The sequence below is a fragment of the Marinomonas atlantica genome, from assembly GCF_001639725.1.
Lineage (GTDB): Bacteria > Pseudomonadota > Gammaproteobacteria > Pseudomonadales > Marinomonadaceae > Marinomonas > Marinomonas atlantica.
Genome location: NZ_LTAW01000003.1, coordinates 13,209 through 37,761, shown reverse-complemented (window position 1 = coordinate 37,761; position 24,553 = coordinate 13,209). Strand labels below are relative to the sequence as shown.

Here is a 24,553-nt window from a genome sequence, read left to right as displayed (position 1 = left end):
ATCTATCTCCTAGTAATCTGAATTATGGTTGGACTGGTACAAATCATTAATGCGATCTTTGTAGTGATCCAGAATGGCATCTCGAATAGGTTTACCCGTGGCAGTAACAAGCCCTTCAGACGCTTCAAAAGGCTCCATTGCAAGCACCCAATCTTTGATTTGAGCGTAATCTGGCAAACCTGCATTCACCTGCTCTATGGTAGTTTTAACAAGGTCATGTGGAACCTCGTGAGATATAAGAACAAGAATGGCTCCGCAATAAGCGCGTGCTTCACCAAAAACCACAACACTTCTAAAAATTTGACTAGCAAGTAACTCTGACTCAATCCATTCAGGGGAAAGGTTACGCCCAAAAGAATTGATAATGATATTGTTTCTGCGACCTTGAATGGTTAATACATTGGCTTTCAAATCAACCAAATCTCCAGTTGCAAACTGGGTTGGATAAAAGCTCTCAGGGTGATTCATATAACCCAAAAAGAGGTTGCCCCTGACGATTAATTCACCCTCAACGACATTAGCCTCACTATGCTCAAGCAATGTACCAGCACTTAAAATATGATCGTTATTTGGGGTATTCAAAGCCACGACCGAAGCACATTCCGATAGGCCGTATCCTTGATAGACAGGCAGTCCGAGCTGTCGCGCTCTACTCAGCATTTGTGCAGATACTTTGCCCCCTCCCACAGCGATAAACACTAATGACTCAGGTGGCTGCCAGCCTTGATTGCAAGCCTGCACCATAAACGATAATAATTCAGGCACCAGTATCAAGCTGGTTGGCTGTACTTGATTGATTAGCACCAACATCGCTTTCGGTTGAACCATTCGGCTACCTTCAAAACCACGTTGCTGCTGACTAGCCAGATATACCGTACCCCCTACTAATAAGGGAGCATAAATGCCTGCTATATTTTCAAGTAGCGTCGCTAAAGGAAGCAAACTCAGGTGTTTAACGTCTTGCAAAGCAAGTGCAGAAACTAATGAGCGAGCTACGGTCAGCTGAGAATCGGTACTCAAACAGACTCCTTTTGGCGCTCCTGTTGTACCAGAGGTGAAGGTGATTTTATGGGTACCCTCCGGCAATTCAGGTTGTTCATGTGGCCGGAAACTTTGAGCCTTTAACTTTTTGAAAGGCGTATCAAAACTTGTTACTGCAAATGCATCAGCCCGCTCAGCTTCAACAATCAGTAATTCAATCGCGCTGGCCCCCAACAAATACTCAGTTTGCTTTACGCTAAAAAAAACTGGAACAGGAACACAACATACGCCTGCTTGCTGGCAGGCTAAATCAAATAATACCCATTCAATTTGATTATCCATTAACAAAGCAACACGGCTCACGTTTTGTTCTAGCAGCCAATCACTGCGTGCCTGAACAGCGACTTCAAGTTGAGCGTAAGTAAGTTGCTGATCGACATCGATTAAAGCAGTGTTCTGCCCCCATTCTGTATGACTAAACCACATCATAAGCTCCGCAACGATGTTAGTAATTGAGAGGAGTGGTTTTGCACTATGGACAATAACCCATGAAATTCTCTGCGCTGATAAGCCACTTTGATCGAAGCCTCAATGTCTAACACCATGACTTCGGGATCGTTATCGTAATATCGGCCCCATTCAGAGATAGCTGTGCCTACGCATTCGGCTTTCGCGGACGACAAATGCGTCATCGCAAAGCCCATCGTACCCAAAAGTTGGCGTACTTTATGAGTGCCTGAAAAAGCTAAATACCGCACATCTGTAAGAAACAGCCCCATGACAACTGTCATAATCAGAGGCAAAGTAAAGCGTGGACTTTGCGAATATAAATTGCCCATTTCAGCGATCTGAAAGCGCTCCGCTAAAATGCCATGATTGGCTAATATTTGCGTAATAGGCTTAGAAAGATACTGTTCAATAAACAATGGTTCGCTAGCGCGACGCACACCGACTGCGGCTCTCAGCTGCTTAGTTTTGATGCCTAACAGTAAGGGAAGGAAGGTTTTCAAATCCGCTTCGTAACACTGACTAAAGCCTGATTTGATAAAGCACTCCAGCTCTGACCGAACGACCCCTTCATGTTTTGCCATGACAAATTCAAAGGACTGTTTTGGTCCTTGAAGCCGGTTCATTTTTACTGGGTGATCTTGAACTAGAAGCTCTTGCATCGTCTGTTCCTCATACTGGATAAGTACAGACTAAAACTCGAACCTTATGGAAAACTTATGTAGTGAATAATATTAGTAGCAAAGAAGCATCATCTTTCAGATATTAAACATAATCAGAGGGGGGATTGATGACTCCATCGTTTTGAGTCAATAAATTAAAAAAGTCTCGATGGTGCATTGGTTTTGAAAAATAGTAGCCTTGATACAAAGAGCATTCTCTTTGAGCCAAAAACTGATGCTGTATTTGAGTTTCAACGCCTTCAGCGATCACTTCTAGGTTTAGCTTTTTGGCCATTAGCAGAATCACATCAACGATTGGTGCATTGTCATCAAGCTTTGTAATGTCGCTAACAAATGAACGGTCTATCTTTAGCACATTTATCGGTAATTGATTCAAATAGCGCAGCGAAGAATAACCTGTTCCAAAGTCATCAATTGAAAATGAAATGCCTTTTTCCTGAAGTGCCTGCATTGTCTCAATTGCTTGCTTGAAATTATTAATTAAAAGGTTTTCAGTAATTTCAAACTCTATATTAATGTCAGGGACTGGATGTTTTTCTAGTATAGGCAACATGCGCTGAATAAAATCTGCCTGCATAAAATGAGATGGGCTGATATTAATAGATAAATGGCGAAATGTACTTGGCATCCCTGTTGCTTGCCAACGAGATAATAAATTTAGAGACTCTTCTAGAACCCATTCTTCAATGGCACTTATTTGACCAGACTCTTCAGCCACAGATATAAAATCCATTGGCGATATCATACCTTTTTCAGGGTGCCTCCAGCGGAGTAAAACCTCTGCACCTGTAATAATATACTCATTAGATACTTGCGGCTGTATCCACACTTCCAGTTGATTACGCTCGATAGCTTTATGCAGCCCTTCTTCTAGTTGCCAACGTTTTTGAGCTTCTTGCTGCATGGTCACATCAAAAAATCGATAACCATTTCGGCCTTCCGCTTTAATTCTATACATCGCGGTATCCGCTCTACGCAACACCTGACTACTCGAATCGTCTTGCTGCGGAAAAGTTGTTAATCCAATACTGGCTGAACAATGAATCAAATTTCGGCCTATCTGTACTGGCACCGCAATAACATTTGCTATTTCTGATGCAATCGACATGGCTTTTTCTGCCGCCTCGTCAACATGACCACTCAATTCCGGTAGCATGATAACAAATTCGTCACCGCCAAATCGTGCAACGATCGCCGTATCTAACACAACACCTTTTAATCGTTGAGCCAATGTCATCAAAAGCTGATCGCCAACTTGATGCCCTAGAGAATCATTTATGGTTTTAAAACGATCTATATCTAAATACATAACAGCGCCAATTTGGCGCTGTTTGATACCTGAATCAACCATTTTGTCTAGTTGTTCGACAAAGCGACGGCGGTTGGCAAGATCCGTTAATGGATCAAAATAAGCAAGCGTTGCTACCTGTTGACTCGCCTGATCTTTCTTATGCCAGATCTGTGCAACATTTTGCACTAGTTCTCCCAATTCATCTTGTTTTTTATAGGGCGGAACTAAACCACGATGATCTTTATCCAACTCCGCAACCCAGCGAGAAACTTGCTGAATAGGCTTAGATAACACGTAGTAGAAAATAAGAAACAAGATCGTGCTCAAAGCAAAGGTAGCGATTAAACCACTAACAGCAAGGGTCACTGCACGATTGGTCAAACCATTTGCAACATATTGCTTATCCAGTTTAAGGACTAATAAGCCGTTAGCTTTTTCACTCGATTGAATAGTAATCGTTTGTTCAAACGTTTCAGGAAGGCCAATCAAATCAAAACTATATTCATCAAGCTGAAGGCTCCTTGATCGTTGCTTCTCAACACTCGCAGAAGCTATTTTCTCTCCGAAATCATCGTATATCTGAACGTCGTAAAACAAAGGATCATTAATAAGTGAATTAGCAATTGTTTGAGTCTGAATGGAGTCTAAATTATAAATGGCACGCTCTAAATTAGGAACATACAATTCAATTGAGCGGTCTACATTGGCGCGCAAGCTATCACGTACATGATTCAGATCCATATAGAATTGAACTAACGCTGAGCAACCGCCAATTAGGAAAGACGAAAAAAGAATAATTTTAGCTTGTTGATAAGCTATCCGCTGCCCAATCTTCAATGAAAAGTTCCCTTAAATGTCACTGGCACGTAAATATTTTGTCACAATATCATCGTACAAGCCATTAGCTTTGATCGTTCTTAAACCAATGTCCATAGCATGCTTTAAATGTTCGGAGTTTGGGAATTTTTGGCTGATACATAAATGCAATGGCAGTGGCTCTTCTCCTTGCAGCTTGCTAACTTTTAATTCTGCTTGCATGCCTAATTTTTTCAAGTAGTAAATCGCAGGATATTGCGCCATATAAAGTACGTCCACTTCACGGTATCGTACAGCTTTCAAGGCACTTGCTAAGTCTGGAGATGAACGATGCTTTATATCACTGTTTATTAGTTCTTTTTGCATTCCCCAACCATTCACGGTGACAACCGAATAACGGTTAAGATCTGACAGTGTATGAATACTCCCTGTATCTAGATTTTTCTTACTTAATATTGCCCTACTAACATGGGAAATGGGATTACTAAAATACATGAAGTTGCTACGTAACTCTCTTTTAGAGCAAGATACTGTGCCCGCAATCCGGCCTTCTTGCATAGATTTAATAATCCGTTTCCAAGGTAGTCTCTCAAATTTCACCTCTATCTGTTGACTATCAAATGCAGCTTTTACTACCTCGACATCAATACCATGAATCGTTGAGTCGTCATTTGGCACCACAATATAAGGAGGGTAATCCACAACATAAAACGTATATACGTCGTTTGCTTTGACTAAGCCTGAAAACAAAAGCATCAGGAAAATCATAAGAGACGTTAAAAACTTGCTCATAATTAGGCTCTAATTATCTGTTATGCTCAAAAGATATATCTCATTAAAGACTAGCACATTTGAGTTTCACTGCAGCAACTAAATTAACCTAAGCAGCATGCTCCTATGTCGAACAGCTGTTCAGTTATTAGTGGCATGTCGCTTCCATGACTACCCAGTCACTCTTGATATAGCAATACTTAATCAACAGTCGCAGACATAAAAAAACCCTAAACTAAAGTTTAGGGTTTTCAAAAAATCACCTTTAAATGAGAGAGTTATTTGCTCGATTTAAAGCGACTTACCATTGATTGTAGCTCATTTGCTAATTCATTAAGTGACGCTGCTGTATGAGACACTTGGGAGGCTAAACTACTTGAATCATTAGCGCCATCATGGATAACCAATACATTGTTATTAATTTCTTCTGCAACCAAATGCTGCTCTTCCGCAGACGCGCTGATTTGAATCATCATATCTTTAATAGTAAGTACTGAAGCCAGTATCTGTTCAAATACTTGATATGTTTGACCTGCTAACTCTACTGAGTTATTCGCTACGACAACACTGTTCTCCATTTTGCCTGCTACAACATTGGTTTGTTGCTGTAAACGCGTCAGCAGTTTATCAATTTCATCTGTTGATTCCGCGGTACGACCTGCTAACGTTCGAACCTCATCAGCGACCACAGCAAAACCTCGACCTTGCTCACCTGCTCGCGCGGCTTCAATAGCAGCATTTAATGCTAGCAAGTTAGTTTGCTCTGCTATGGCTTTAATCGTGTCTAGAATGCCAACAATATTCTTCGATTCTTGAGATAACGTACCCATAGATTCGTTTGAGCTATTAATTTCTGATTCAAGCTTATGCAGTGAATCCATAGTCTGTTGAATTAAGCGATTACCTTCTTGAACCTGAGACTCACTGTCTTCCGCCGAAGAAGCAGCAGAACTACAGTTAGAAGCCACTTCATTCGCCGTAGCCACCATTTCATTAAAGGCAGCAGAAAGGTGATCAACTGAATTCGCTTGTTTAGAGACAATGCCACTTAAATCAGCTGACAACTCTTCTGAATGATGGGCTACTTTACCAATCTCATCACAAGAGTTTTTGGTCCGTCCTACAATGTTATCAATAGAAGCTACAAATTGATTAAATGCATGGGCCATTTGCCCAGACTCATCCTTAGATAACTCATCAAGACGCTGCGTCAAGTCTCCTTCGCCTTGACTAATGTCCGTTAAACGCTCAGCCATAACTTTAACCGGTTTGATAACCACACTTGATAGGAATGAACCAATAACGATGAACACAATCACCATTATTACCGAAATAATAACGATATTCGTAATTAAGTTGTTCGCTTGTGCGTAAACAACGCTACTTGGGATCAGTCCAATAAATTTCCAACCCAGATCTTCAGAGGTATAAACTCGAGCGAACCACTCGTCACCATCAATCATTAATGTCTGAATGCTATCACTACTGCTTAGAGAAGCGTAAGGACGTGACGCGTCAGAAATATCTTTAAAGTTGTTCTCAGGGTCTGCGGGGTCTGCCAGTATAGTATTGGTATCTTCAATCATGACCACATAGCCTTCACCACCAAACTTAACTGTGGCTAACAGCTCTGTCAGCTTCTGTAATGTCACATCAACACCGACTACGCCATAGGCGCCATCTTTACCTTCAAAGCGCTGCAAGTAATCGACTAACGGAGCGCCAGTAAAAGTGTCTCGGTAGGCCGGAATACGTTTCGGAGAAGTAGAGTTAATGGATTGTGTGTACCAACCCTTCTTAGTAGGATCGTAATTTTCACCACTGTTACCATGCGGCCACTGTAAATAACCTTTATTGGCTGTACCGATCCATATGTAAGCAAGGTCTGGATGCGTTTCACCAAAATCTTCAAATAATGAAAAAGCTGCTTGTTCTTGCGGGGAGTTTGACTCAGGTGTCATTTTTTTTACAGGCTGGTTAGCATAGCTCTCTATGCTATTAGGCATGATATTTTGAACCGCATCTGCACGCGCAAAAAATGCAGCATTTTCAGCCAAGTTATTCAAATACATTGAAAACAATGCATCTACATAGCTGATTTCGGATTTACTTTGATTATCAAACTTATCTACGGCATCAGTACGCACGCTGTTTATGATAACTAAAGACACTAGTAATACTGGTAAAATAACCCCAGCAGCGACTAGTACAATGATTTTTGCACGAACTGTCATATGTACCTCTCAAACTCTCAGTTTGGGTTAGATCCCAATTATTAGAATAGAATGCCTTACCGGTTTATCTTACCAACGCTTTCGTCGACCGATTGCGGCGTTTAACTAGAACATCCTTATTCATAACTGAACGGTACACATATCCATACACGCCAAGTAAATCCAGATATACGTTCAAAAAAAGATAGAACAATCTAAATTAGATCATCACAAAGTACTTCGTTTACCCAAAGCAGCTGTTTTCCTACAACTGATGATTAGGACAAAAAAAACTCTCAAGTACTCACTTTTTCATATTTATTAAATATAGCAGCGCTAAAATCATGTGATAGGTTTAATTCGTGATTACAGGCAACACTTACGAATTCCCAACCATTAGAAGATAATAGGCTGAGTTCTGATAGCGACTCTAAGAAACATGTATAGTATCTATCAAACTATTTTCTTTAACTAAAACAACTCTTTACGTACTACCATTTAATTCTTTCATAATAATGCGTAATAACATAACTTTGAAGTTTAATATTGTGAAGTGTTGTAGCTAAAAGAAAAAAGTTGATGACGACAACACTAAAAAACACGCACAACCTCCCATTTTGAGCAGGGACAGCCTTCGTTATGCTCTAAAAGTGTACGTTAGGATGTCTGCAATTTTTCGATCCAGTTCGATTCCAACTGCTGCAAAATCCTCACGTTCAACTTGGTATAGGAAAGGTTTGATCTCGCGAAGCTTTACAATTGCTTTTGGGTCGTCTGTTAGTAACACAGCCACATAAGAAAAAGCATCGTAATAGGCAAAACCGTTATCTTTTAATGCATTAAGATAAGAATCTAATGTTTCTTCACCAAACACCTGCTTGATCGCTGTAATAGCACCATAAACAGCCGTACCTTCACTCAACACCGTAGCTTTATCATCTTTCCCCAGTGGGTACAAACCACGTACTAATTCTTGTACGACATCTGCAAGCAACATAACATCATTACTAAATCCTCTGGCAGGCATACGTATTTTATAGCGGCAAGGTAGCTCTTCAGATTCAAGAAGTATCTCAGGCTTGGCAATGTCAGAGTTCACTTCAAATCCTACAAACTGAGCCTCTTCATTGGATAAACCAAATAAAAACTCTACTGCAGGTAACCATGCTGCACGAATTTTATCCAATTTTTGAACCTGCGATAGTTGAGATTCTGACACCTGATGTACCTCGTAAAATCGATTACATGATACTAAGTCGTTACTTAGTATTTCTGGGCGGGAACTTTATCATACCGATACCATTAGCGACCAGAATGAGTATTAAATACTGTATAGCCCAGCCTCTTTACGAAAAAGAGCTACCTTAATGAAATAAGGTCTTTTAAGAGTTAGCCCTCTTATGATCATTGTAAGGGGCTAATATCTATAAGTTAGTTTAAGGTAACTCATCTCTGCTGCTCTTGACGCTGATCGATATCTAAAAGAAAAGACTGGATCTTGCCAGCGTATTCCTGTGACTCTGTCCACATGCCACGTTGAATGGCTTCCAACAATCGCTCAGCCATTTCGGTTTGTGCGTGGGGGTTATTGTCCGCCATAAATTGCTGGTTGGCTGGATCAAACAGTAAGGTATCTGTCACTTGTTGGTATTGATAGTTAGCAACCAAATCCGTGGTTGCATCATAAGCAAATAAATAATCCACGGTTGCGGTCATTTCAAATGCGCCTTTATAGCCATGCTCTTGCATCGCTAAAATCCATTTCGGATTCAACACGCGTCCTCGAATAACGCGATTAAGCTCTTCTTTTAAGGTGCGTATTTTCGGTGTGGAAGGATTTGAGTGATCACTGTGGTAGACGCTTGGTGCCTTACCACTTAAGTGGGTAACGGCATTGGCCATGCCCCCTTGAAATTGATAGTAGTCATCCGAATCTAATAGATCATGTTCGCGATTGTCTTGATTTTGCACTACCGCCTCCAGCTTAGATAAGCGCGTAGAAAATGCCTCTTTGGCATCTACACCGTCGCGCAAATCGCCGTCGTAAGCGTAGCCTCCCCAATTGAGATAGGCTTCCGCCAAATCGGCTTTAGAATCCCAACAGCGCTCATCAATCAGTCCTTGAAGACCGGCACCATATGCACCCGGCTTGCTACCAAACACTCGATAGGACGATTGTCGAGCAGCTTCCGCTTTTGATACGCCCTGATCTATTAACTCACTTTCACGGGCACGAACATTCGCTTGAATCGTATTCCCATTTCCGGGTTCTTCATACTCAATAATGGCTTGTACCGCAGCATCATATAAGCGCATAACATTAGCAAAGGCGTCTCGAAAAAAACCCGAAACGCGTAAGGTAACATCGACTCTGGGACGACCTATTTGCATACAAGACAACACTTCAAAATCGCTCACACGATTCGAGCCTGGTGCCCAAATGGGACGTACGCCCATCAGCGCAAAGGCTTGCGCGATATCATCACCACCCGTGCGCATCGTAGCGGTTCCCCAAACAGACAACCCAAGGTTAGTCGGATAATCACCATGCTCCTGTAAATGACGCAATACCAGCGCCTGCGCTGATTTTTCACCAATCGCCCATGCTGCGGGAGAAGGTACCGCACGGTTATCAACAGAGAAGAAGTTGCGCCCCGTCGGCAACGTATCTAAACGCCCTCGCGTGGGCGCGCCACTTGGGCCAGGCGGGACAAATTGCCCCGCTAAACCGTTAATCAACGCGGTAATTTCATCCTGTTCACTCTGTAGTAAGGCTTGCATTAAAGTCTTGTTAGCGTGGTTGAGCAAAACTGCTGTGTTAGGCCACTGATCTGGTGATAGTGGTTTGTGATCCATCAACACTTGCATGACACATTGTTTTGCCAATAACTCCAAACGCTCTTTAGCGTCTGCATGAGTGCGCCATGGTGCCGAACTGATCGCCTGCAACACATGAGGCTTATGGCTCTGCCAAGGCAGAGCAGCTGATTCCATTGGGTTGAACTCAATCTCACTCAAAGCTAGATCAATAGCCAGAGAGTGCAAAATACCTTGGCTAGCTGTCTCTCTACCACGTGGTAGTCGCAATAATGCAACGATGGTATCCGCCAATTTATCGCGCTCTGGAAGCTCACCTAGACGATGCAAGCCGTGGCGAATTTGTGATTCTTTGATCTCACATAAATAGGCGTCTAGCTCTTCTAGCACAGATTCTTCATTATCCGCTTTAACGCCGGTCAGCTCTTCTAGCAAATTACTTGAGCGGACTTTTTCTAAAATAGACGACTTTAGCCACATCTCTCGACGCTCATCCATGCCAAGCGCTTGGTAGTATTCATCAACCAACGTTTCCAGCTCTGCCATGTCGCCATAGCTTTCTGCTCGGGTCATCGGTGGCATAAGATGATCAACAATAACTGCTTGCGTTCGTCGCTTTGCTTGCGCTCCTTCACCGGGATCATTGACGATGAATGGATAAAAATGCGGCATTGGCCCCATTGCGATGTCAGGCCAACATTGGTCCGATAACGCGGTACCCTTGCCCGGAAGCCATTCTAGGTTGCCATGCTTACCAACATGAACAATCGCATCTACGTGGTACACATGACGAAGCCAGAAGTAATAAGCTAAATAGCTGTGTGGCGGAATCAAATCAGGGTCGTGATAATTCGCCGCCAAGTCCAGATTAAAACCACGGGCTGGTTGAATTCCAATAAAGGTTTCACCTAACCGAATGCCAGCCAACATCATGCGCCACTCTCCTTCTACAGCGCGACATTTGTGGTCTTCTTCTGGCGCCCCCCAACGCTCCCAGACCGCTTGTTGAGACGCTAGTGGCAGCTGATAGAAATAATGCAAGTAGTCATTTAGCGCCAAACTCTGCCAACATCCACGTTGATGCAGTGTATTTGGATTGTTGGTAATCGCTCCCAGCAGCGCCTCGATGAGAGCATTACCATCTTCGGGTATGTCCTCTATGGGATAGCCCGCCCACTCTAAAGCTCGCAGTAGATTAATCGTTGAAGCAGGTGTGTCTAAACCTACCCCATTACCAATTCGACCATCTTTGGTCGGGTAATTGGCGAGTATAAAAGCGATCCGTTTTTGTGAGTTTGGTATGTGTTTAAGGCGGCCGTATTGCTTTGCTAATTGCGCCACAAATGTAGCCCGTTCCGTATGCAACTGATAACGAATTAAATCGATTTGAGCTAACTCATTGAAATGAGATAAGGCTTTAAAGCTCACAGCACGCGTGATAATTCGCCCATCCATTTCAGGCAATACAATTTGCATTGCTACATCTCGGCTACGTAAACCTTGAGATTGCTCTAACCAATCTTCTTCCGTGCTGCCGGATAAAATGAGCTGTAATACAGGAATAGGTTGTTCAAAGACCGATGCAAACTCTGTGGGCTCAGACGCCAAATCAGGGCTGCAAGCGCGATTAGCTGAAAAACCGGTGCAATTTAAAATAATAGTCGCCTCAGATCGGTCGATCAAAGACTCTACCAATTCAGTGCTCACAGCATCCTTCAGAGAGCTCAACGCCACCTGTAGCGGAATCACGCCCTGCTCAAGCAAAATTGAGGACAGATCACAAAACACTTGCGTGTTACCACTTTGAAAGTGCGAGCGATAATACAACACCAATGCCACAGGCCAATGCTGTGTTAACGCCTCTTGATAATGGATTTGCCAATCCAAATAACGCACAGCTTGCCCTTGATCGACAATAAACGCATTGGGAATCGTCGACGGTTCGCACCATTTCGCTTCACCGTCAAACCAGAGTGACTGCAAGTACTGAAGCATTTGTACCGCATTGCTTTGCCCGCCTTCACGAAGGTAACGCCAAACACGTGTGACAGTTTCTTGTGTGGCGGATGAGGCGTGCATGATCTCAGGGTCTGCGCTGTCATCACCCGGCACCACAATAAGATGTCGATGATGTTTAGCATTTGCCCATGCCTGTAAGCGCTCAAAACCATAAGGCCAATAATGTTGGCCACCTAGCAGAGATAGAACCACCACTTGAGCACGATTATTTTGTGTTGGTTTATCCAGTACTGAGGATTCATAGAGATCAAATGCAGCCGGTTTGACCAGCTGCATCCAATTGGCTAACCGAACACTTGGAGCCCCCTCATGATGCCATGCATCAATCGCAGTCCCCAGAGCGGTTAACAGTGAATCGGCAGCAGCTAATACAACAATATCAGCCGGGGTTTGCCCCAAATCGATGATACCTTCATCGTCAACAAAGCCACCTGGTTTGGCTGCCAGTAAATGCACTCTTGCTCGCTTAAGCGGTCAACGCCGCGTTGAGTTTATCTTCAATCAGATCTTTACTGATGCCTTTACCAATAAACACGAGCTGTGTTTGGCGTAGCTCATCCGATTGCCATAAGCGATCAAAGTAACGTTCTAAACGTGTGCCTACCACTTGGAAAACCTGACGCATTGGCTTGCCATTTACAGCGGCAAACCCTTTGACACGATAAATATTGTACTTCTCTACTAAGTCTTCAAGCGTATCTTGTAACGAGTCGACATCTACTTCTCCCAACTTCACCACGAACGATTCAAAGTGATCGTGAGCATGCGCATGGTCATTCCCATGGGCGTGATGGTGATCATGATGATTGTGAACGTGATCAATGCGAGACTCGGTTTCAGCTTCAAGGCCTAACAGTACGTCTAACGCAGCCTCGCCATTTTCGATGTAAGCAATCTTCACACTAGAGTCGACTTCATTTTCAATGATTTGCGCGACGCGTCGACGCTGGACATCATCAAGCAAGTCATTTTTACTGACCACCACAAGATCCGCCGAGCCCAACTGATCATCCAGTAACTCTTGTAATGATGGATCATGGTCTAACGACTCATCCGCTAGACGTTGAGCTTGAACTTTGTCTTCATCGTGAGCAAAACGACCCGCCGCAACAGCAGGACCATCGACCACCGTAATAACAGCATCTACGGTGCAGTGCTCTTTGATACCTGGCCAATTAAATGCCTGCACCAGAGGTTTTGGTAAGGCTAAGCCACTGGTTTCAATTAGAATATGGTCAATGTCATCACGACGTTCCACTAATTGTTTCATAACCGGAAGAAACTCTTCCTCTACGGTGCAACAGATACAACCATTGGCCAGTTCATAAAAACCATCCTCTGAACGCTGAGCAGTGCCGCCATCTTCGCAATCTAATGGGCAAGAGCGTAACAAATCGGTATCGATGTCCAACTCGCCAAACTCATTCACAATAACAGCAATACGTTTGCCTTGAGCTTGCTTAAGGACATTTGATAACAGCGTTGTCTTACCACTGCCAAGAAAGCCGGTCACAACAGTGGTGGGTATTTTATTAAGTTGCATTATTAATCCTTACGCTTGGCCATCATCTTTATGATTAATTTTACGGTAAATATGAGCTTAAGATTTGTCATATAAATAAGAGTCATCAAAATCCTCAGCATCCAACACTTTTCCAACTATGATCAAGCTGGCTCGCAAACTGACTATTAAGAAACAATTCTGGCCGTAATGCAGTAGAAACTCAGCAACCACTTTCGGGTCATATCTAAACGGCGCTGGTAACTTGATACAAGCTTGCGCAAATGTTAGTGAGTATTTACGTTCTAGGAACGCTGTATTGCCTTCATGATCAGTCACCATCATTGTACATACTTTGCTTTCTAACAATATGAAAAACATAGTATAAACAATGAAGTAAACTCAGGTATCAGAATACCCTGGGACTCGAAAGCAAGGAAGCTGACGACCTTTACGGTACATTAAAAAGGCTTTTTCGCCTTGATCTCGAAAGCTTAAAATATCACCAACATAGAGGTTTCCAGGCAAAGGCCGATTCAAATGAAGTACATAACTAAAATTATTGATTAGCAAATGGATTTTAGCTGGCTCAAACAAAGCAACAGCATCTAAGTTCTCACAGCGGGAGGAGATTGTTTTTTGCGGAACGTATGGATGTAGATTATATGCGCAGAAAATGATGCTAATAGCAGACTGACGAAACACAATAGCTGCTTCATTATGAGTGTGAGCCCATTCAATTAGAATCTAAAATAAAAAAGACATTTCAATGTTTGCTTTTCTAATAACACACACGCATTGCTCTCACTCTCCATCGATTCTTTTAAGTATACAAACGCACAATCATCCAAAACTTCCTTTTTGATAACTAAATGTTCGTTTTTGAACCTGTTTTTACGAATTTTGCCTTTGACACATCGCCTTAATAAACACTAAAGTAGGCACGTCGCTTAGGCGACTTCGTTCTCGGGGCGGGGTGAAACTCCCCACCGGCGGTAAATGAGCTCAGCTCAAAGCCCGCGAGCGCTTTCTAAGCTTAGAAAGGTCAGCAGATCTGGTGTGACTCCAGAGCCGACGGTTATAGTCCGGATGATAGAGGACGGCGTAGACAAGAAAAATCTTGACAGCCTTTGATGTTATTCAAAGCAGTTTGGCTTGCCTCCCGTTCGCCCTGATTCAGCATTTTTTGTGGAAGACATACTAATGAATCAGAGCTCAACGAATTCTCAAACGTTTAATACTTCAACTAAACGTGTCGCATTTTTACATGCATCTTGGCACAGTGACATTGTCTTACAGTGCTGGGAAGGCTTCAAAGAAGTTATGTTATCTCATGGTTATCAAGAAAATAACCTAGAGTTGATTGCTGTACCTGGCGCATACGAGATTCCTCTACAAGCAAAGCTTTTAGCCAAAACTGGCAATTACCATGCTATTGCTGCCAGTGGTCTTGTTGTAGATGGTGGCATTTACCGTCACGATTTTGTTGCACAAGCTGTTTGCACAGGCCTTATGCAAGTTCAACTGGAAACAGAAGTTCCTGTTTTGACAGCGGTCCTTACACCGCACAACTTCCATGAGCATGACGAGCACTCAAGCTACTTCAAGCGCCATTTCGTTAAGAAAGGGGAAGAACTTGCTGGTGCAGCCAACCGTGCAATGTTGTTGACTGAATTAGCTAAGTCCTAAGCTCTTACTATTTTTACAAAGGCAGCTTCGGCTGCCTTTTGTGTTCCTATCAAAGCCCTATTACCAAACAATATTGATACCAGCAACGAATCCACTGCCTAGACGATGCTCTTCAAAATCATCTAATATCAGACTCTCATGGTAGTACTTAGCATACAGGCCAATGTTTTTCGCCAGCCGTGTATCCACACCAATTTGTAACGCTAGTTCCGTAAGTGCATCATTATCCCAGTCAAATGATAAAAAGGTCGGGCGAACATCACCTCCGACAAACCAAGTGGTATTAACAAACAAAGGCATATGTAACAAGCCTCGGGCACTGAATCCTGTTCGCTTATAGTCTCCAGAGACAGTTTTACTCAACCCCATTGTGATATCCGCGCCACGCGCTTCTTCGCCTACTCCTTCGACACTAAATCCACGAAAACCAAGGGTCTTAATATCTGTTTCGAAGCGATGCTTCAGTTCGACTTGCTCGTAGTATAATCCGCCAAAACCAGAGCGATTGTTTTCAGGCTTAATACCTATGCCTAGCCCAAACTGTGAATAATCAGCCCCCGCAGACGCTTCAAACAACAGCGTACTAACATTGTTCTCTACCGTTTCTGTCGCTGCAACAGCAGCATTAGCGCACAACGAAAGTCCTACTACACTGATTATCTTTTTCATTTTGTCACTCTTCTAATATCCATACATTAGTCATTGGGCTCATCCTGCTCCCGATCCATCCCCATAGGATAAGAAGAATGGCGAATCGAAACAAATAAAAAAGCCCTTTTTGCCTGATGTGAGACAAAAAGAGCTTTTACTTCGAGCGGCGGCTTATTTGTGCTTAAACTCTAAACGGCGGGCGTGTAATAAAGGTTCAGTATAGCCATTAGGCTGTTCAGTGCCCTTAAACACCAAATCACAAGCGGCTTTGAACGCCACACCATCAAAATTAGGCGACATTGATAAATAAGCCGTATCATGCTCGTTCTGTTTATCAACAACCGCAGCCATTCGTTTCATTGAGGCCATTACTTGCTCAGGGTTACAGATGCCATGCTCTAACCAATTAGCGATATTCTGTGAAGAAATACGTAAAGTAGCGCGATCTTCCATAAGACCGACATTGTTAATGTCTGGCACCTTAGAGCACCCTACTCCTTGGTCAATCCAGCGTACTACATAACCTAAAATACCTTGGGCGTTATTGTCTAATTCAAACTGAATTTGCTCGTCCGTTAAACTCGTTGGATCCTCCAGTAATGGTATAGACAATATATCATCTAGGCTTGCTCGCTCACGCGAGGCTAATTCAGCCTGACGTTCACGTACATTCACCGTATGGTAATGCGTCGCATGCAAAATCGCCCCATTCGGTGATGGTACCCAAGCGGTGCTTGCACCGGCCATAGGATGGCCGATTTTTTGCTCTAGCATATCCGCCATTTCATCTGGCATTGCCCACATACCTTTGCCAATTTGTGCTTTACCCGGCAACCCACATTCAATGCCTACATCAACGTTCCAGTCTTCGTAGGCTTTTATCCATGCTTCTTGTTTCATGGCTGTTTTGGGGACAAAAGGACCTGCCAACATAGAGGTATGAATTTCATCGCCCGTTCTATCTAGGAAACCAGTATTGATGAAGACCACTCGCTCTTGCGCTTGGCGGATACACTCCTTAAGGTTAACGGTCGTTCGACGCTCTTCATCCATAATGCCTATTTTTATGGTGTTTCGATTTAGCCCCAACGCTTGTTCGATACGACTAAACAACTCTACTGTAAACGCCACTTCTTCTGGGCCATGCATCTTAGGTTTTACGATATTCACACTGCCCGCTCGGCTATTACGTCGTTTGGTATTTCCTTGTAAATCATGCATCGCAGCCAGTACTGTAATCATGCCATCCATAATCCCCTCATGAACTTCATTACCATTGGCATCTAAAATGGCAGGATTGGTCATCAAATGACCTACATTACGAATAAACAACAAACTGCGGCCATGTAAAGCAAAGCTTTTACCTGACTTATCTAGGTATTTTCGATCAGGATTCATTGCGCGGGTAATACGCTTGCCACCTTTATCAAACGACTCTTCCAGCGTCCCTTGCATCAGGCCGAGCCAATTACGGTAAACCTCTACTTTGTCTTCAGCATCCACAGCAGCAATAGAGTCTTCACAATCCATTATCGTGGACACAGCCGCTTCTACCAAAATATCTTGAATCCCTGCTTGATCATATTGACCAATAAAACCGCTCGCATCGATCTGGATCTCAAGATGCAGCTCATTATTTTTCAATAGCACAGCCGTCGGTGCATCAGGCTTACCTTGATAACCAACGCATTTCGATGTGTCTTTTAATTGAACCACTTCCCCATTCTTTAAGGTAACAGCCAGCTCACCGTCTACCATTTGATAATGCAACGCTTGAGCATGAGACCCAGTTACCAATGGTGCAGCTTGATCTAATAGCTGGCGACCGAATGCAATAACACGTGTGCCTCGAACAGGATTGTAGCCTCCAGAACGCTCCGCTCCCTCTTCCTCAGGAATCGCATCGGTACCATATAAAGCATCGTACAAACTGCCCCAACGCGCATTCACGGCATTGAGGGCAAAACGAGCATTCTTCACCGGCACTACAAGCTGTGGCCCAGCTTGCAAGGCAATTTCTTCATCAACGTTCTTAGTTGATACTTTGAAGTCGTCACCCTCAGGTAATAAGTAGCCAATTTCGATCAAGAAGTGCTTATAAGACTCAGCGTCATGGGGCTGATCTGAACGGGCGCGATGATAATCATCTATCTGTTGCTGAATTTCATCGCGCTTTGCCAATAACGCGGCATTTTTAGGAGCCATGTCATTAACGATTTCCTCAAAGCGCTGCCAAAACACCTCTGGCTCAATGCCGGTACCCGGTGCAATATGTTCGTTAACCAAACTTAAAAGGCTCTGTGCGATCTGAAGACCACCTTGCTGAGTTCGTTCTGTCATAGCTCTTTCCTTTCATTGACTGACGAGTACTTAAAAGCATCCCGTGTATTTATTATTGGTAGGTCATCGAAATGAATAACTTTGAACAATAAAAATAGATTCAACAACATTCACAACATGAATGACCTTTAGAATTAAATCGAATATTTATTTTTAAAAAGTCAGTATTTTTTAACATTCATTCTGAATAGACGATATATCATTCACTATGAACCGATGTAGCTCAAAAATCACATTCATAAAAGATATGGTTACAATAACAAATATAGATTAGACGAATCATACAACTCGGCACAGACTGAAAGGGTGATCAAGAAATGCACGACCGCAAACAAGCGGCGCAGCAACCGAAACACCAAGAGGAAAATGCCATGTCTAATTACAACAATGATATCGACGCAACTGCTACCCTAATCGCTCAACATGGAACACCCTGGGCAGCTATTAATCCTGAGTACGCCGCTCGAATGCGTGCTCAGAACCGCTTTAAAACAGGCTTAGACATTGCACGATACACGGCAAAAATCATGCGTTCAGATATGGAACGCTACGACCAAGACCCTTCACAATACACACAATCTCTAGGTTGCTGGCATGGTTTTATCGGTCAGCAAAAAATGATTTCCATTAAGAAACATTTCAATTCTACTGATCGCCGCTACTTATACCTATCTGGTTGGATGATTGCAGCGCTACGCTCTGAATTTGGCCCATTACCCGATCAATCCATGCATGAGAAAACCTCAGTACCCGATTTAATTGAAGAGCTGTACACTTTTTTACGCCAAGCAGATGCTCGAGAAATGGGTGGACTATTCCGTCAGTTAGATGACGCCAAAGGTGCAGGAGATGAAGTCAAAGCCGCATCGCTACAAAAGCAACTGGATGAATACCAAACTCATATTGTTCCAATTATTGCAGACATTGATGCGGGCTTCGGTAACGCAGAAGCGACTTACCTACTTGCGAAAAAGATGATCGAAGCCGGCGCATGTTGTATCCAAATTGAAAACCAAGTGTCCGATGAAAAACAGTGTGGTCACCAAGATGGCAAAGTAACCGTGCCTCACGAGGATTTCTTAGCCAAGATCCGCGCCGTACGCTACGCCTTCCTTGAACTAGGCGTTGATGACGGTGTGATTGTGGCACGAACTGACTCACTCGGCGCTGGCTTAACGAAACAAATTGCAGTGTCCCAAACCCCCGGAGATCTTGGTGCGCAATACAATGCTTTTCTTGATGTCGAAGAAATTGAGCTTAGTAATACGACTGAAAGCGATGTACTGATGATGCGTGATGGTAAACTGGTACGTCCTAAGCGTCTAGCCAGCAACTTATTCCAATTCCGCAAAGGATCAGGCGAAGACCGAGTGGTACTGGACTGTATTACCTCATTACAAAATGGTGCGGACTTACTCTGGATCGAGACTGAAAAGCCTCATGTCGGTCAGATCAAAGGCATGGTAGATCGAATCCGCGAAGCCGTACCAAATGCCAAACTGGTTTACAATAACTCACCATCGTTCAACTGGACACTTAGCTTCCGTCAACAAGTATTTGATGCATGGGAAACCGAAGGTCTTAATATGTCAGCGTACGACCGTACTCAGCTAATGAGCGTGGAGTACGACAACAGCGAACTGGCCCAAGAAGCGGACAATCGTATTCGTAATTTCCAAGCGGATGCGGCACGTGAAGCCGGTATTTTCCATCATTTGATCACTTTGCCGACTTACCACACAGCCGCACTGTCTACCGATAACTTAGCCAAAGAGTACTTTGGATCCGAAGGCATGCTGGGCTATGTGAAAAATGTTCAGCGAGAAGAAATTCGTCAATCCATTGCCTGTGTGAAACATCAAAACATGGCAGGCTCGGACATGGGCGATGATCACAAGGAATATTTCTCGGGAGAAGCTGCGCTCAAGGCTTCCGGTAAAGATAATACCATGAACCAATTTGGCTAAACCATTTACCTCAGAGCGATCAATACGCCACCAGTTTGATCTTTTCCCCCGCATTGGGCCGCATACGCGGCCCATTTTTTTATGGCAAATTTGACCATACCGCAATCCGCATTACACTGAACATTCGTATTGTCACATGCTGGTCATTGGTTTTACGTCAGAATGGCCAAAGGAACTTATTGAGAGAATAAACAACCAAGTTTATTCACGATAACAAAGGGGTAAGAAGATGACGGATATTTACGATATCGCAGTGAAGGACATCGACGGAAACGAGATGACCCTAGAACCTTTCTGCGACAAGGTTCTACTGATCGTTAACGTTGCATCAAAATGTGGTTTAACGCCACAGTATGAAGGCCTTCAAGCCCTGTATGAACATACCAAGGACCTTGGGTTTGAAATACTTGCTTTTCCAGCGAACGATTTTGCTGGCCAAGAGCCCGGTACAGACGATGAGATAAAATCGTTTTGTAGCACGCAATACAATGTTACGTTCCCTATGTTTAGCAAAATACAAGTAACAGGGGAAAACAAACATCCTTTGTACGACTATCTCACAAAAGAAGCAGCTATTACGATCAATCGTCATGAAATGGAAGAAAAGCTCAAAGGTTACGATATAGAGCCGACACAGGCGCCTGAAGTAGTGTGGAATTTTGAAAAATTTATCATCAGTCGTTCAGGTCAAGTGCTGGGGCGTTTTGCACCTAATACGCCATTAGATGACACTAATTTAGTTAGCACCATTCGTGTAGCTCTGGCAAATGGCTAGCATTTATTAGGGTTATGGAGCAATGAGGCATAACCCTAATGACTTCCATGGCTCTTTTATGAGTCACTCTTTCGCCCGTACAAGTCACTCGAAGAATATCTTAATTCAAGGCTCTGACGATCTTTTTTAGTCAAACCTCTAACAACCAATTCATAGGATTGATCAACCATACACATCACTTCACCTATAGGTAAAGAATCATCTAGGTACACTGTATTCCAATGTTTTTTATTCATGTGATAGCCAGGCTTTACTGTCTCGAAAATGCTGCGTAATTCGATCGCATGCTCAGGGTCACATTTTAAATTCACTACTGGAGTACCTTGCTGTTCTGAAAGCAATGCAAACATTTTTCCATATACTTTAAAAACAGGGACATCTGGCTTAAATGGGTATTCCTCTTTGGCTTCAGGTTTTGCTTTTATATATGCTTTCACATCATTAAACTGACCCGACATTAACCACTCCTTACTTTTAAGATTCGCTTCGAATCATCAACAAAGCCCCACTTCCATAACAATCCGATACCGAACCAGAGCTTCTTTTAAAGCCAAATGATGCCCAAAACGAAGCACTATTTTGAATAGATACCAACTTAATTTGAGTATAAGCCATCCACGACACTACTGATAAGAAGTGTCTAATCATGCTTTTTCCAATCCCTTTATTTGGCTCAGAAACAGCTAAATCATGAAGCAATACCCATTTACTAGAAACGGAAAAGTCTAGCACGGTATCTAGCTTAGGCAACGCACCAGACCAAGTATGAGCAAGTAAATATGCAACCACTTTTCCCCTCTCTTCATAGACAAAACAAAAATCCGGAGATCGGTGCCACTTCTTTTGCAACACATGAAGTGACTCAGGCGTTACATCAAGATATACATCGGATTGAATGGCCATAATCTGCGGCCAGTCAGACTCTTGAATAAATCTAATCATTTAATACCCATGCTAAATCAATACTCTCAGATTTTAACATAAGCCATCAATGAAGCTTAAACCCTTAGTCCCGGTAACCATTTTTTCAAACTAGGCTTAATATATAAAAGAATTACTAAATGTTAGAGCTAGATCAATACATTTAATTGATAAAAGGCAATACACTGAACAGGCGTGTTAAATTTTTACACATTTACTAAAAATAATGAGGCGTTTTTATGCATCAGTACATCTCCGTTCGCTGGAAAATACTCCTGCCGATGGCTGGCATTTTAATTTTCATCATTGCTGCACTGAACCTGTACTCTTCTCACCAACAAAAAGAACGCCTTTTAGATCTCAGTGAACACCAACTACTAGATATTGCTAATGGCTATATGGACAGTATGAACGCACTAATGTTTACCGGTGCGATGGCCAGCCGTGAAATATTACGAGATAAGATTGCTCAACGAGAAGGTATTGCCAATGTTCGTATGCTGCGTGCTGACGCGGTAAGCAACATTTACGGTCCGGGTTTTGAACACGAGAAGCCACAAGATGAGCTAGATAAACGGGCTTTGAATGGAGAAACCATTATTGACGTGAATACTATTGATGGTGAACGACACATCACATTGCTACTGCCTTTTGAAGCCACTACAGATCGTCATGGAACAAATTGTTTAACTTGCCATCCTGTAACGGAAGGCACCATTTTAGGCGCTGCTCGTATTACTTATTCTATGGCAGAACGAGATGAAGACATTGAAACTGCCATCATACAAAATTCCACTATTAATTTTATTGCTATTTTTATCGGCATGGTAATCATTTACTTCATTTTGTTAAAAGTGCTGATCCAGCCCCTAAACCGTCTAAAAGACACTATGTCCGTTATTGGTGAAAATGCAGACCTTAGACCGAGAATAAAATTAGGTGCTAACGATGAATTTCGAATGGTGGGCCAAGCGACCAATAATATGCTCGATCACTTCCAGCCGACGATCCATAGCCTTACCAAAACCATGGATAATCTAAGTTCTTCAGCAGACCAACTTGCTCAAGTAACACGCGAAACCAGTGAAGGCGTTGATAAGCAAAAGAATGAAAGTGAACTTTTAGCGCAATCAATTCAAGAGTTATCTAATGCAGCTGAAGAAGTGGCGCGAAATGCCGCAAACGCAGAGGGCTCAGCCAGTGACACCAAATCTCTTGCAGATGAGGGTAAAAATATGGTGTTGCATGTGGCAAACACAAACATTGAACTGGCGCAAAAAGTCGATGCCGCCACAGTTGTAGTCAAAGAGCTGGCAGAAGGTGCTCAAGGCATTGGTCGCGTATCACAAGAAATCAGCGATATTGCAGAACAAACTAACCTACTTGCTTTAAATGCAGCGATTGAAGCGGCCCGTGCTGGTGAGCAAGGTCGAGGATTTGCCGTGGTGGCCGATGAAGTTCGTAGCCTTGCCAGTCGCACGCAACTTTCAACAGAAGAAATTCGCTCTATCATTGACAACCTTTCAGCCATTTCCAACGAAGCGGTTCAAGCAATGGAAGCCAGTAAAGCTCAAGCAAGCGATAGTGTTGAGGATGCAAATAAAGCGGCTCACGCTTTAGAAGACATCGCTTTAAGCGTTGATAAAATTCGTGAAATGAATACCATGATTGCCGCTGCAGCGTCAGAGCAAAGCGCTGTGGTAAATGAAATAAACAATAATATTCATGCTATTAGTGCGATTTCAGAACAAACAGGCTCTGGCTCTCATAAAACGTTAAAGCAGAGTGAAGAAATTGCTAAAATATCTCAATCTCTGGACGCGACTATTAACCAATTTAAGTCTTAACGCTAGTTTACAGTACTGCTCAATCGATAATGCGAGCAGTACTGATGAACAACTAGCACCCAAAAAATCCCCAGTAGCCAGCCAGCCAAAACATCTGATGGCCAATGTACGCCCAACATCACACGACTTGCACCAACTACTAAGCTACTTAACACCGCCACAGTAATCAAAGCGCGACGAGCTATACTTTCGGGCCACATTCTTGCAATTACCAGTGCGCCACCCAAAAAACACACCATAGACATAGTCGCATGCCCTGAAGGAAAACTGGGCGTATACACTTCGATAAGATGCGGTACCAACTCTGGTCGAGGACGTTGAAATAAGTACTTGGCTCCCATACTTAAGAACACGCCCCCTAAGGTCATAGTAAGTAGCTCTATGGATTGTAGGTAGTAACGTCGTAGTGTGAACATCAAACTCATCACAGCCATACCAAATAACAATATCCAGTTGCTACCAAACGCAGTAATATCTCGAATGATTACACTGCCCCATTCGGGACCAAGTAACCTCCCTTGTTCATCGCGAAAGAAAAGTAGCCCAATTCGATCAAAATCTCCTGCTTGACCAAAGCTTAACCAAATACACAATAAAATCCCTAGTAGTAAAACAGGATAAACCAAGCGATAAAACAAGTAGCCTCCAAGACACCCTAAAAAATTAATAATAATGAGTAAATATACATGGCTTAATTGAATTGATGCAGGATTGCGCGTAGGTTTCACCTTATTTTGATCTTCTGTCACAATTTAACTAATGCT

Annotated in this window: 18 protein-coding genes and 1 riboswitch; of the genes, 4 read left to right on the top strand and 14 right to left on the bottom strand. The window is 42.9% G+C overall.

The genetic code is table 11. The features are described from left to right. Positions 1–9 precede the first annotated feature (9 nt). The 9 genes from AYW75_RS05330 to AYW75_RS05290 form a co-directional block, all read right to left on the bottom strand. Positions 10–1,470: an AMP-binding protein gene (locus AYW75_RS05330; RefSeq protein ID WP_231886148.1), complete on the bottom strand. Its 1,461-nt coding sequence runs from the start codon at positions 1,468–1,470 to the stop codon at positions 10–12. Continuing rightward, entirely contained in the window at positions 1,467–2,150 is a 684-nt protein-coding gene (locus tag AYW75_RS05325) for a thermostable hemolysin (protein ID WP_067096517.1), read from the bottom strand. The genes AYW75_RS05330 and AYW75_RS05325 overlap by 4 nt, the downstream gene beginning before the upstream one ends. Positions 2,151–2,253: 103 nt before the next feature. Beyond that, on the bottom strand, positions 2,254–4,299 hold the full coding sequence (locus tag AYW75_RS05320; protein WP_067096513.1) for a putative bifunctional diguanylate cyclase/phosphodiesterase: 2,046 nt from the start codon (positions 4,297–4,299) through the stop codon (positions 2,254–2,256). A 12-nt stretch (positions 4,300–4,311) separates the two neighbouring features. Further along, complete coding sequence (locus tag AYW75_RS05315) at positions 4,312–5,070, bottom strand: substrate-binding periplasmic protein (protein WP_067096509.1); 759 nt, start codon at positions 5,068–5,070, stop codon at positions 4,312–4,314. Positions 5,071–5,327: 257 nt separating this feature from the next. Beyond that, positions 5,328–7,283: a methyl-accepting chemotaxis protein gene (locus AYW75_RS05310; RefSeq protein WP_067096506.1), complete on the bottom strand. Its 1,956-nt coding sequence runs from the start codon at positions 7,281–7,283 to the stop codon at positions 5,328–5,330. A 616-nt stretch (positions 7,284–7,899) separates the two neighbouring features. Beyond that, positions 7,900–8,481 carry a hypothetical protein gene (locus AYW75_RS05305; RefSeq protein ID WP_067096503.1) on the bottom strand — a complete coding sequence of 194 codons (582 nt, stop codon included), beginning with the start codon at positions 8,479–8,481 and terminating at the stop codon, positions 7,900–7,902. A 227-nt stretch (positions 8,482–8,708) separates the two neighbouring features. After that, entirely contained in the window at positions 8,709–12,554 is a 3,846-nt protein-coding gene (gene cobN / locus AYW75_RS05300; protein WP_067096499.1) for a cobaltochelatase subunit CobN, read from the bottom strand. A 10-nt stretch (positions 12,555–12,564) separates the two neighbouring features. Further along, the gene (gene cobW, locus AYW75_RS05295) at positions 12,565–13,641 is read right to left on the bottom strand and encodes a cobalamin biosynthesis protein CobW (protein ID WP_067096496.1); all 1,077 of its coding nucleotides are present in this window, start codon (positions 13,639–13,641) and stop codon (positions 12,565–12,567) included. Between the two features lie 57 nt (positions 13,642–13,698). Beyond that, on the bottom strand, positions 13,699–13,944 hold the full coding sequence (locus tag AYW75_RS05290; protein WP_067096492.1) for a hypothetical protein: 246 nt from the start codon (positions 13,942–13,944) through the stop codon (positions 13,699–13,701). Positions 13,945–14,557: 613 nt separating this feature from the next. Beyond that, positions 14,558–14,704: riboswitch (FMN riboswitch) on the top strand. A gap of 98 nt (positions 14,705–14,802) precedes the next feature. Between AYW75_RS05290 and AYW75_RS05280 the strand changes: the two genes are divergently transcribed. Continuing rightward, positions 14,803–15,288 (top strand): 6,7-dimethyl-8-ribityllumazine synthase, encoded by a 486-nt coding sequence (locus AYW75_RS05280; protein WP_067096474.1) that lies wholly within the window; start codon positions 14,803–14,805, stop codon positions 15,286–15,288. Positions 15,289–15,348: 60 nt separating this feature from the next. Here the strand turns inward: AYW75_RS05280 and AYW75_RS05275 are convergent, their stop codons facing one another. Both AYW75_RS05275 and AYW75_RS05270 read right to left on the bottom strand, forming a co-directional pair. Next, on the bottom strand, positions 15,349–15,957 hold the full coding sequence (locus AYW75_RS05275; RefSeq protein WP_067096470.1) for a hypothetical protein: 609 nt from the start codon (positions 15,955–15,957) through the stop codon (positions 15,349–15,351). 153 nt (positions 15,958–16,110) lie between these two features. Beyond that, positions 16,111–18,279: a malate synthase G gene (locus AYW75_RS05270; protein WP_067096467.1), complete on the bottom strand. Its 2,169-nt coding sequence runs from the start codon at positions 18,277–18,279 to the stop codon at positions 16,111–16,113. Between the two features lie 371 nt (positions 18,280–18,650). Here AYW75_RS05270 and AYW75_RS05265 point away from each other — a divergent pair, with 371 nt between their 5' ends. Next, positions 18,651–20,246, top strand: coding sequence for an isocitrate lyase (locus AYW75_RS05265; RefSeq protein WP_067097612.1), 1,596 nt, complete (start codon positions 18,651–18,653; stop codon positions 20,244–20,246). A 229-nt stretch (positions 20,247–20,475) separates the two neighbouring features. Continuing rightward, entirely contained in the window at positions 20,476–21,021 is a 546-nt protein-coding gene (locus tag AYW75_RS05260) for a glutathione peroxidase (RefSeq protein ID WP_067096463.1), read from the top strand. Positions 21,022–21,077: 56 nt separating this feature from the next. Here AYW75_RS05260 and AYW75_RS05255 read toward each other — a convergent pair whose 3' ends face one another. Together AYW75_RS05255 and AYW75_RS05250 are read right to left on the bottom strand one after the other, a co-directional pair. Continuing rightward, complete coding sequence (locus AYW75_RS05255) at positions 21,078–21,479, bottom strand: MmcQ/YjbR family DNA-binding protein (protein ID WP_067096460.1); 402 nt, start codon at positions 21,477–21,479, stop codon at positions 21,078–21,080. A 16-nt stretch (positions 21,480–21,495) separates the two neighbouring features. Continuing rightward, positions 21,496–21,963: a GNAT family N-acetyltransferase gene (locus tag AYW75_RS05250; RefSeq protein WP_067096457.1), complete on the bottom strand. Its 468-nt coding sequence runs from the start codon at positions 21,961–21,963 to the stop codon at positions 21,496–21,498. A 218-nt stretch (positions 21,964–22,181) separates the two neighbouring features. On the opposite strand from AYW75_RS05250, the gene AYW75_RS05245 reads away from it, so the two are divergent. After that, complete coding sequence (locus AYW75_RS05245) at positions 22,182–23,789, top strand: methyl-accepting chemotaxis protein (RefSeq protein WP_067096452.1); 1,608 nt, start codon at positions 22,182–22,184, stop codon at positions 23,787–23,789. Between the two features lie 2 nt (positions 23,790–23,791). Here AYW75_RS05245 and AYW75_RS05240 read toward each other — a convergent pair whose 3' ends face one another. Continuing rightward, entirely contained in the window at positions 23,792–24,538 is a 747-nt protein-coding gene (locus AYW75_RS05240; protein WP_067096449.1) for a phosphatase PAP2 family protein, read from the bottom strand. Positions 24,539–24,553: the final 15 nt, after the last annotated feature.